We start from the raw sequence: 10,589 nt of genomic DNA on the forward strand, positions 1-10,589 counted from the left end.
GCGGCTCACACCCGCTCGACGAAACTGTCGACCACCTTCTTGCGTCCGGCCTTCTCGAAATCGACGGTGAGCTTGTTGCCGTCGACCTGGGCCACGCGGCCATAGCCGAATTTCTGGTGGAAGATGCGCACGCCGATCTCGAGCCCGGCGCCCGGCGCGGTGCTGGCGGCGACCAGCGTCCCCTCGATGGTCAGCGGCGCGCGGCGCGGTGCGGACGGAGTGGCGCCTTGCGGCCGGTTGCGCTGCGCCCGCTGCCAGCCCGGCGTATCGTAGAAGCCGGAGGCGAACAGATTGTCCGCCGTGTCGAAGCGGCTCGGCCCGTAGCCGCGCGTGCCCTTGTCCTCGGCGACCTCCACATGATCGAGCGGCAGCTCGTCGACGAAGCGCGAGGGCAGCGCGGTCTGCCACATGCCGTGGGTGCGGCGGTTCTGGGCGAAGGTGATCTTCGCCGCTTGCGCGCGCGGGTCAGCCCCACATGCGCCAGCCGGCGCTCTTCCTCGAGGCCCGAACGGCCTGAGTCGTCGAGGCTGCGCTGATGGGGCAGGAGCCCTTCGTCCCAGCCGGGCAGGAACACGCTGTCGAATTCGAGCCCTTGGCCGAATGCAGCGTCATCAGGTTGATGCGGTCGGTGCCTTCCTCGGTGGCGGCGTCCATCACCAGCGACACGTGCTCCATGAAGCCGGCCAGCGTGTCGAACTCGTCCATGAAGCGGATCAGCTCTTTCAGATTCTCCAGCTTCGACTGCGCCTGCGGCGACCGGTCGGCCTGCCACATGGCGGTATAGCCGGACTCGTCCAGGATCAGCTCGGCGAGCTCCGTATGGCTCATGCCGTCGATCAGCGCGCGCCAGCGGTCGAAGGCGGCGATGAGGTCGGCGAGCGCTTTGCGCGGTTTCGGCTTTAATTCCTCGGTCTCGACGATGAGGCGGGCGGCTTGCGTCAGCGGCACGCCGCGGGCGCGCGCCAGCTGATGCAGCGACTTGAGCGTGGCTTCGCCCAAGCCTCGGCGCGGCACGTTGACGATGCGCTCGAATTTGAGATCGTTGGCCGGGTTCAGCGTCACCTCGAAATAGGCGGTGGCGTCGCGGATCTCCTGGCGCTCGTAGAAGCGCGGGCCGCCGATCACGCGATAGTCGAGGCCGAGCGTGATGAAGCGGTCCTCGAAGGCGCGCATCTGGAAGGACGCCCGCACCAGGATGGCGATCTCGTTCAGCGTATGGCCCTGGCGCTGGAGCTGCTCGATGTCCTCGCCGATGACGCGGGCTTCTTCCTCGTCGTCCCAGCAGCCCTCCACCACGACCTTCTCGCCGTCGTCGTCGTCGGTGTGCAGCGTCTTGCCGAGCCGGCCCTGGTTATGCGCGATCAGCCCTGAGGCGGCGCCCAGGATATGCCCGGTGGAGCGGTAGTTGCGTTCGAGCCGGATGATCTTGGCGCCGGGGAAGTCCGTCTCGAAGCGCAGGATGTTGTCCACCTCCGCGCCGCGCCAGCCGTAGATCGACTGGTCGTCGTCGCCGACGCAGCAGACATTGTCGCTGCCTTGAGCCAAGAGGCGCAGCCACAGATATTGGGCGACGTTGGTGTCCTGATACTCGTCCACCAGCATGTAGCGGAAGCGCTCTTGATATTGCTTGAGCACGTCCGGGTGCTCCTGGAACAGCCGCAAATTCTCCAACAGCAGGTCGCCGAAGTCGGCGGCGTTCAGCTCCTTCAGGCGGCGCTGGTAGAGTGCGTAGAGATCGCGTGCCTTGCCGTTGGCGAAGGCGAAGCTCTCGCCGTCGGGCACCCGCTTCGGCGTAAGCCCGCGGTTCTTCCAGCCATCGATCATGGCGGCGAGCATTCGCGCCGGCCAGCGCTTCTCGTCGATATTCTCCGCCGCCAGCAATTGCTTGAGGAGCCGGATCTGGTCGTCGGTGTCGAGCACCGTGAAGGAGGGCTTCAGGTCCACGAGCTCGGCGTGGCGGCGCAGGATCTTGACGCCGATGGCGTGGAACGTACCGAGCCACGGCATGCCTTCCACCGCGCCGCCGATCAGATCGCTGACCCGCAGCTTCATTTCGCGCGCCGCCTTGTTGGTGAAGGTGACGGCGAGGATCTGCGACGGCCAGGCGTGACCGAGGCTCAAGATGTGAGCGATGCGGGTGGTGAGCACGCGAGTCTTGCCGGTGCCCGCGCCGGCCAGCACCAGCAACGGCCCGTCGAGGCTCTCCACGGCGTCCCGCTGCTCCGCGTTCAGCGCGTCGAGATACTCCGCCGGGCGCCGGCGCATGGCGCGCTGGGACAGGGGCAGCGTTTCGGGCTGCCCGGTGTCCGGCTCATCCGCCGGGTAGGGCGCCTCGGCTGCGGTTGCGCGAATCTTGGCCATGAAGCAGAACTATAGCCACCCGTACGCCGGCGTAGGCCGGGGCCTCTGGCCGCACCGATCGTCGGCCGTTCGCAATGAGGGTCGCTGTGAGCATGACGCCCAACACGCCCGGCAGTACTGGCGGTCCCGACCGCGGATCGAGCTTCGCCCGCCTCGCCGCCTTCAGCCGGTCGGTGTTGAACGAGCAGTGGGTCGGCGCGGCGTTTCTCATCATCAGCTTTGTCATTGCGCAGGTTCTCGTGGTGGCGATGCATGTGCAGACCACGAAGATGTGGGCCGACATCTCGGAGGTGCAGCTGGCGCGCGATCTGTACCGGGAGTTCTACGACCGGGACAAAAACTACATGAAGGTCGCCAACGCCATCGAAGGTTGCCAAAAGTTATATAAGGGCGACGGCGGCAAATTCAGCCATCTGGAGATCAACGAATATCTCGGTTTCTTCTCCGATCTCGGCCTGTTCATGGACCGCGGCCTCCTCAGCGAGGAACTGGTCGGCCATTTTTTTGGCGCGTTTATCATCGAGGCCTATGAATATCCTGAGGTCGAAAGCTATATCGCGCGCATCCGGAAGAACTTCGAGCAGCCCGAGGCCTTCGAAGACTTCGAGAAGGTTGCTAAGGTCGTCGAAAGCGACCCGCGCTTCGCCCGTCTCGCGCAATTCGCCGAGACCATGTGCGCCAAAGAGCAAGAAGGAAGCCCCGCCCATGAGTAGGTCCTTGCCACCGCCTTGATGCTCGCTGCTCATTGCCGCGGCGCGCTCCCCGCCCCGGCCATGGACAATCCGCCTTTGTCGGAGGCATCGCCGGAGTCGCCCGCCGCCACCGCGCCCGCCGCCGCGGACCCCGGCTCGGATGAGCCGGGCGCCCCGCCGGCCGAAGATCAAACCGGCGCCGATGACGCCATGATGCAGCAATTCACCCGCCACCGCCCGGGCGCTGCCCGGAGAGGCCCCCGTGCAGGGTCGAGGACTGAGTGCCGCGGAAAACCACGGGTTTGCGTGGCGAAAAAGTCGTGATTGGCAAAAAACCGCATGACATCTTGCTACGGCAGTTGCGGTGGTTGCATTGCGCTGCCAAAAAGACGCCACGCCTATTCGTCCTGGGAGATGGGAAATGCTTCGACTGTTGAAGATGGGTGCCGCCGTATTCGGCGTCGCGGGATTATGATGATGGGTCTCCAGCCGGCCGAGGCCAGCTGCCAGTTGGTCAAGGCGACGGCGAGCTCGACCTCCAAGGCGCAGGCGCGAAGGATTCGCAGGCATTGGCCGTGCAGAGCGCCCACGAGGTGAAGCGCGCCCGCGGCTGGAGCCACATGAGCATGAGCGCCCGGCGCGTGAAGGGCGATCCCTTTTGGAAGGCCGTCCGTCCGGGCGATCCGCCGCCGGATGCCTTGCTGAAGCCGGACATCGTCACCAGCCGCTTCTTCACCACCTGCTTCACCGGCGTGGTGGTTCCCGTGGTGTGCACCACGGGCTCGGCGGTCTGCGGCAACTAGACTCTAGGTCTGGCGCTCGTGCTCCGGTCATCGTGGCTCACGCCGGCCGGGCGGGCGACAGTTCACACATCCAAACGGAGGATATGCATGCTTCGCCTTTCGAAGTCGGGTTTCGTAGTGCTCGGGGCGGCCGCCTGTTTCTCGCCGGCGGCGTCGCGCCTGCGGCCGCCAAGTGCCAGCTCATCAAGGCGACCAACAGCGCCGCGTCCAAGGCTCTGGCGGCGAAAGCCGCGCATCAGAATGCCATCGACAACGCCATGGCCCTCAAGCGCCAATATGGCTGGAAATATGTGACGCTCCGCGCCCGCAAGGTGCAGCCGGACCCGTTCTGGAAGGCCGTGCGCCCGGTCGTCACCCCCGACATGCTGCTCAAGCCTGACGTCGTCACCGCCAAGACCTATTCCCAGTGCTGGGAAGGCGTGGTCGTGCCGTATGTGTGCACCGCCGGCGCCGTCGCCTGCGGCAACTAGCTTCCACCGTCATATCTGCGTCGTCATTGGCGGGTTCCTTGGGACGAGTTTCAAGGGACCCGCGCGGTGCGCCGCGCCGCGACATGACCACGCGCTTGCGGTGACGCCTCACACCCGCCACATCCCTTGATAAGCTGATCGGCGACGGGCCGATTCAGTTTTGGACGTAACTTGGGATGAGAACGGCAGGCCGCGTGTTTCCGCAATACACTTTGGGCGAGCGGGTGGTGGATGGCACCATCCACGTCGTAGGCGTGGCCGCCTCCGTCGTGGCGCTGATCGCGCTGCTCGTCATCGGCCTTCACAGCGGGACACCGCTCTGGGTGCTGGCGCTCGTGATCTACGGTCTGGCGCTGGTGGCGACCTTCACCTGCTCGGCCGGCTATCACCTCGTCGTGCGCCCGGGGATCAAGGAGGTCTTCCGCCGGCTCGACCACGCGGCGATCTTCCTGATGATCGCCGGCACCTACACGCCCTTCGTCCTGATCAAGATGGACAATGCCTGGGGGCTCGGCCTGCTCGCGGTGGTCTGGGGCATGGCCGCCATCGGCATCGCCATCAAGCTGTTCGCGCCGCGCTTCCTCGACGGGCTGTCCACGGCGCTCTATCTGGTCCAGGGCTGGGCCGTGGTCGCCGCCTGGGAGCCGCTGCAGACCGCGCTGTCCAGCAGCGTGCTGACCTTGCTGATGGTCGGCGGCGTGCTCTACACCGTCGGCGTCGTCTTCCATCTGTGGAATCGTCTGCCCTATCAGAACGCCATCTGGCACGGTTTCGTGCTGTCGGCGGCGAGCTGCCACTACGCGGCGGTGATCGGCGTGGTGCGGGTCTAAAACCCTCTGATTTTCGAGAGCGAGTGCCTATAGACTGCACGCCATGACCATGGCGACGGCAGACGGCGACGAGCGCGCCGACGAGAGCGCACAAGTAGCACGGAAGGCGGCGCTGTTCCGCGGCGCTCACCGCGCCGCTTCGGCGAGCGTTTCTCGCAAGGCCAGGCGTTGCGCGAGCAGCACGCCGCCACGCTGACCTGGCTGAAGCCCGAGCCGCCCGACGCCGTGCTGTTCGCCGAGAGCACCGAAGAGGTGTCCGAGGCGGTGAAGCTCTGCGCCGCGGCGCGTGTGCCGGTGATCCCGTTCGGCACCGGCACCTCGCTCGAAGGTCATCTCAATGCGCCGCGCGGCGGCGTGTCGCTCGACGTCTCCCGTATGAACCGGGTTCTCGCCGTGCACGAGGCCGATCTCGATTGCGTCGTGCAGCCAGGCGTCACCCGAAAAGCCCTCAACGATTATTTGCGCGACACCGGTTTGTTCTTTCCCGTGGACCCCGGCGCCGATGCGAGCCTCGGCGGCATGGCGGCGACGCGCGCGTCGGGCACCAACGCGGTACGCCTACGGCACCATGCGCGACTCTCGTGCTCGGCCTCACCGCGGTGCTGGCCGACGGCAGCATCGTCACCACCGGGGGCAGGCGGCGCAAATCCGCCGCCGGCTACGATCTCACGCGGCTCTTGGTCGGCTCCGAAGGCACGCTCGGAATCATCACCCAGCTCACCTTGAAGCTCTACGGCATCCCCGAGACCATCCTGTCGGGCGCTGTGCCTTCGACACCCTCGAAGGCGCCTGCAACGCCACCATCGCGGCGTGCAGTTGGGGCTGCCCATCGCCCGCATCGAGCTCGCCGACGAGGTGCAAATCCGCGGCTGCAATGCCTATTCGCGCCTCGCGCTTCCCGAGCAGCCCACATTGTTCCTGGAGTTCCACGGCAGCGCGGCCGGCACCCGCGAGCAGGTGGAGACTTTCGCGGCCATCTCCGCGGAGGAGGGGGGCGGTCAGGTGGAATGGGCGACGAGGCCCGAAGACCGCACCAAGCTTTGGCAGGCCCGTCACGACGCCTATTGGGCGGCACGCGCCTTGAAGCCAGGCACCGACCTCATCGCCACCGATGTCTGCGTGCCGATCTCCGCGCTCGCGGCCTGCGTCGCCGAGACCAAGCAGGACATCGAGCGCTTAAGCCTGCTGGCGCCCATCGTCGGCCATGTGGGCGACGGCAATTTCCATGTCATGCCCCTGATCGATCCGGCCGACATGGAGGAGCGCAAGCGGGTCCAGGAGTTCCTCGACCGTCTGGTCGAGCGGGCCTTGCGAATGGAGGGCACCTGCACCGGGGAGCATGGCGTCGGCCAGGGCAAAATCGGCTATTTGGCGGAGGAACATGGACTAGGCGTCGACGTGATGATTGCCATAAAAAAGGCGCTCGATCCGTTGAATATCCTCAATCCTGGCAAGATTTTTGCGTTACCATGACGAAGCATCGCGGGCGCCGGGATTGGCTCGCATCCCTGTCGCTTTGCCGCAGGATACTGCGCCCGCAACCGAGCCTTAGGCAGAGACATCGGTGAACTCGCTACTGCTGACACTCACAGCGTTGTTCATTCTGGTGCTGAGTGCGCTGTTCGCCGCGCCGCTCTTCATCGATTGGAACGACTATCGCCCGGCCTTCGAGCAGCAGGCCACGAAGCTGCTCGGCCGCGCGGTCAAGGTGAACGGCGAGGTCCGTCTCAGGCTCCTGCCGGCGCCGGAGCTGAAATTCGACGACGTCGTGGTGGCGGACGAGGACGGCAGCCTGGAAGAGCCGTTCCTCACCGTGAAGTCGCTGCAAGCGCGGCTCAATATCAGCACGCTGTTCACCGGCACCGTCGAGGCCCACCAACTCTCGATCGTCGAGCCGACCTTGCGCCTCGAGGTCAAGTCCGACGGCAGGGGCAATTGGGGCGACGTGGGCCGGCCCGGCGTCGCCGTACCCTTCGCGCCCAAGGAGGTGCTGCTCGACGCGGTGCGCGTCAGCGGCGGCACCATCGAGATCGTCAAGGACGGCGTCCCGAAATTCACCTTCACCAATATCGACGGCGAGGCGAGCGCCGCCTCCTTGTCGGGCCCCTACAAGGTCTCCACTGAATACGATTACGAGGGGCGCCGCCAAAGCTTGCGCTTCTCCACCGGCGCCATGGATGCGGCCGGCAAGTTCCGCCTCAAGGCGGCCTTGCGCGATCCCGACCGCGCGGCCGTCTATCAGCTCGACGGCGGCGTGACCGGGCTCGGCGTCAGGCCCGACTACGACGGCACCATCGTCATGCGCATGACCAATCCGGCGGCGATCGTGACGTCCGCGGCCAAAGAGGGTGCGCAGGAGCGTGCCGAGGCGCCGCCGTCTGTCGAAGAAGCACCGCCCGCGATGGACGACGCGCAAGCCGCGCCCAGCGCGCCGGCAAGTCCGATCGACAGCGCCTCCTTCATCGAGTTGAAGGGCAAGCTCCGGGCCGCGCCCGACCGGGCCGAGCTGCCGGACTTCGAGCTCACCGTGCACGCCAAGGGCCGCCCGCAAATCTTGAAGGGCAGTCTCGCGCTCGAGTTCGGCGAGAGGTTCAAGGCCGACGGCCGGATCAACGCGCGCTTCGTCGATCTCGACGCGCTGTTCGGCACGGCTACCGACGGCAAGAGGCCGGCCCCGGCCGCGGTCCTCTATCAATTCGCCGACTGGGTGCTGGACGAGGCCGCTGGGCTCGGCCAAGGCGTGCTCGTGATGGATATCGAGCAGGCGGGTCTCGGCGGCGATGTGGTCGGCGGCCTCGACGTGGAGCTCACCGCCCGCGACGGCGGCGTCACCATCGAGCGGCTGAAGGCGGTGCTGCCCGGCGACAATCGCATCGACGTGTCGGGCCGGCTGCGGCAAGGCGCCATGGGCCCCGTCTTCGCCGGTCCCATCGAGATCGAAGGCGAGAGCCTGCGCGCGCTGACCCGCTGGGCGGGCGACCGGGTCATGAGCGGCCAAACCTCCGTCGGCGACTATGCGCTGTCGGCCTTCGCCACCATCGGCGACGGCGCGTTGACCTTGGCCGACGCGCAAGGGGAGGTGAGCGGCACCAAGTTTCGTGGCCGCCTCCAATACCAGGGCGGCACCCGCAACGTGATCGAGCTGGCGCTCGACAGCGACCGCCTGGACCTGCGCGACATGCTGGGCGGCGGGCCGATCTGGCGCGCCTGGCTCGGCGAGGATACCGGCACCGCGACTGACACCGGCACCGGCGCCGAACCGGGCGGTGAGAGCGGCGAAAGCCTCCTGACCCAGCTCCGCGACGACGACGTGCGCGCCACCTTGAAGGTCGGCGAACTGCTGCTGCCGAACATCCCCGCGGGCAAGCTCGACGCGCAGCTCGCGTTAGTCGACGGCACCCTCGACATCGAGGCGCTCGATTTTGCCGCGCCGGGCGCCATCGCGCTGAACGGCAAGGGCCGCATCGCCGATCTCGCCGCCGTCGCCTGCGGGCCGGGTCGACCTCAGCCTCCAGGCGCAGACCACCGACGCCTTGCGCGTTCTCACCGAGCTCTTCGGCCTCCCCGAGGACGTGAGCAAATCGAAGCAGCTTTCGGCGCTCGCGCCGCTCGACATCCGCGCCGCGTTGGCGGCCGGCCGCGACGGCGAGGAGACCAAGATCTCGCTCGAATTGAGCGGCCAGGTCGGCGGCTCCGACATGGCCTTTGTCGGCCGCGCCAAGGGCGAGCCGGCGAAGCTCGGCGACGCGAGATCGACATCGGCGGCAGCGTCACCGGCGAGCGGCCTCAGGCGCTGCTGGTGCTGCTGTTCCCCGATCTGCCGCAAGACCGCATCGCCGAGGCCGCTGGCGCCGACGGCACGCTGTCCCTCAAGATCGCCGGCGTGCCGAACGTGAAGCTCACCGGCCGCGCCGCGCTCGAGACCGCGGCGCTCCAGCTTTCCTTCGACGGCCACGGCGCACTGAAAGACCAAGGCGTCGCCCTGACCGGCCATGCCGCCCTCGCCACCCAGGATGCGAGCCTCGCCTTGCCGTTTGTCGGTCTCGACGCCCCGCCGAGCGCGCAAGGCGTGCCGCTGACGGTCAGCGCCGACGTGGTCAAGGAGGGCGGCACCATCGATCTCGATGCGGTCAAGTCGGAGATTGCCGGCAATGCCGTCGACGGCCGCGCCCATTTCGAACGCGGCGACGGCAAGACCCGCTTCGACATCACGGCCAATGCCGACCGGGCGTCCTTGCCGGCGATGCTCGGCGTGCTGGTGGCCTGGGAGCGCACGGCCTCGACCGAGGAGATGCTGGGCACGGTCGGCGCCAACGCCGCCGAGGTCTGGCCCGCGCGCGGCTTCGCCCTCGAGGTCCTCGACGACACCGAAGGCGACATCGCGCTCACCGCCGAGACGCTTGTGCTCGGGGCGCCGTTCGAGGTGGCGAACGCGACCCTGAAGGCGCGGGTCGACCGCGACGGCCTCACCGTCACCGATCTCGAAGGCGGCCTGTTCGGCGGCGCGCTGGCCGCGTCGGGCGTCCTGTCGCCGCGCGGCGGCGGGGCGGCGGTGACGGCGCAAGCCGAGCTCACCGGCGGCCAGTTGGCGGCCCTGTCGCAAAGCGTGGCCGGCGCGCGTCTCGCCACCGGCCCGTTCGACATGAGCTTCGCCGTCGAAGGGGAGGGTTTGAGCCCGCCCGGCATCGTTGCCGGCTTGGGCGGCAAGGGAACGCTGACGCTCGGCGCCGGCACGCTGCTCGCGCTGAACCCGGGGCCGCTGCGCCGGGTCGCCGCCAAGGCCAAGAGCAACATCAAGGCCACCAAGGAGGAGATCGCGGCGGACACGCAGACCGTGCGCCGGACGCTCACCAAGGGCATCTACGATTATGCGCCGGTGCGCATTCCCTTCGAGGTCAAGAACGGCACCTTGCGGCTCGCCCCGGCGACGCTGGCCACCACCGGCGCCGACACCGAGATCAACGGCTATGTGGAGCTTGCCAGCCTCCGCCTCGACAGCGAGTGGCGCATGGCTCTCACCGGCAAGAACAGTGAGGGCGTGCCGCCGGTGACCGTGCTGTTCGCCGGGCCGCTCGATACCGCGCGCGACATCGCGCCCTCCATCGATACCGCCGCGATCGAGAGTTATCTGACCATCAAGCGCATGCAGGAGGACGTCGAGCGGCTCGAGACCCTCGACGTGTCCGGCCGCAGCGCGGCCCAGGAAGCGGCGGCGCGCGAGGCGAAGGAGGCCGCCGAGGCCGCCGCCGAGCGCGCCGCGCAAGAGGCGGCCGCCGAACAGGCTGCCCAAGCGGAAGCGAAAGCCGCGGCCCAGGCAGCGGCTGACGCGAGAGCCGCCGCTGAAGCCAAGGCCGCCGCCGAAGCCAAGGCTGCCGCTGAAGCCAAGGCTGCCGCTGAAGCCAAGGCTGCCGCTGAAGCCAAAGCTGCAGCCGA

At 67.7% G+C, this 10,589-nt stretch carries 5 protein-coding genes and 2 pseudogenes; 6 read left to right on the forward strand and 1 reads right to left on the reverse strand.

Annotation, left to right across the window (positions count from 1 at the left end):
* Nucleotides 1-5: 5 nt before the first annotated feature.
* Nucleotides 6-2,361, reverse strand: a pseudogene (locus tag AUC69_RS08845) (ATP-dependent helicase).
* A gap of 92 nt (nucleotides 2,362-2,453) precedes the next feature.
* Here AUC69_RS08845 and AUC69_RS08850 point away from each other — a divergent pair.
* From AUC69_RS08850 to AUC69_RS08880, 6 genes and pseudogenes are all read left to right on the forward strand, one after another.
* Nucleotides 2,454-3,074, forward strand: a complete 621-nt coding sequence (locus tag AUC69_RS08850; protein ID WP_069441827.1) for a DUF4760 domain-containing protein — start codon at nucleotides 2,454-2,456, stop codon at nucleotides 3,072-3,074.
* Between the two features lie 548 nt (nucleotides 3,075-3,622).
* On the forward strand, nucleotides 3,623-3,856 hold the full coding sequence (locus AUC69_RS08855) for a hypothetical protein (protein WP_141700699.1): 234 nt from the start codon (nucleotides 3,623-3,625) through the stop codon (nucleotides 3,854-3,856).
* An 83-nt stretch (nucleotides 3,857-3,939) separates the two neighbouring features.
* Nucleotides 3,940-4,326 (forward strand): hypothetical protein, encoded by a 387-nt coding sequence (locus AUC69_RS08860; protein ID WP_069441829.1) that lies wholly within the window; start codon nucleotides 3,940-3,942, stop codon nucleotides 4,324-4,326.
* A gap of 176 nt (nucleotides 4,327-4,502) precedes the next feature.
* Nucleotides 4,503-5,156 (forward strand): PAQR family membrane homeostasis protein TrhA, encoded by a 654-nt coding sequence (gene trhA, locus AUC69_RS08865; protein ID WP_069441830.1) that lies wholly within the window; start codon nucleotides 4,503-4,505, stop codon nucleotides 5,154-5,156.
* A gap of 135 nt (nucleotides 5,157-5,291) precedes the next feature.
* A pseudogene (locus tag AUC69_RS16250) lies at nucleotides 5,292-6,629 on the forward strand (FAD-binding oxidoreductase); the annotation flags it as partial.
* A 91-nt stretch (nucleotides 6,630-6,720) separates the two neighbouring features.
* Nucleotides 6,721-10,589: AsmA family protein (locus AUC69_RS08880; protein WP_141700700.1), on the forward strand; the 3,869-nt coding region annotated here is incomplete at its 3' end.

This window comes from Methyloceanibacter superfactus (assembly GCF_001723305.1).
In the GTDB taxonomy this organism is placed as follows: Bacteria; Pseudomonadota; Alphaproteobacteria; order Rhizobiales; family Methyloligellaceae; genus Methyloceanibacter; species Methyloceanibacter superfactus.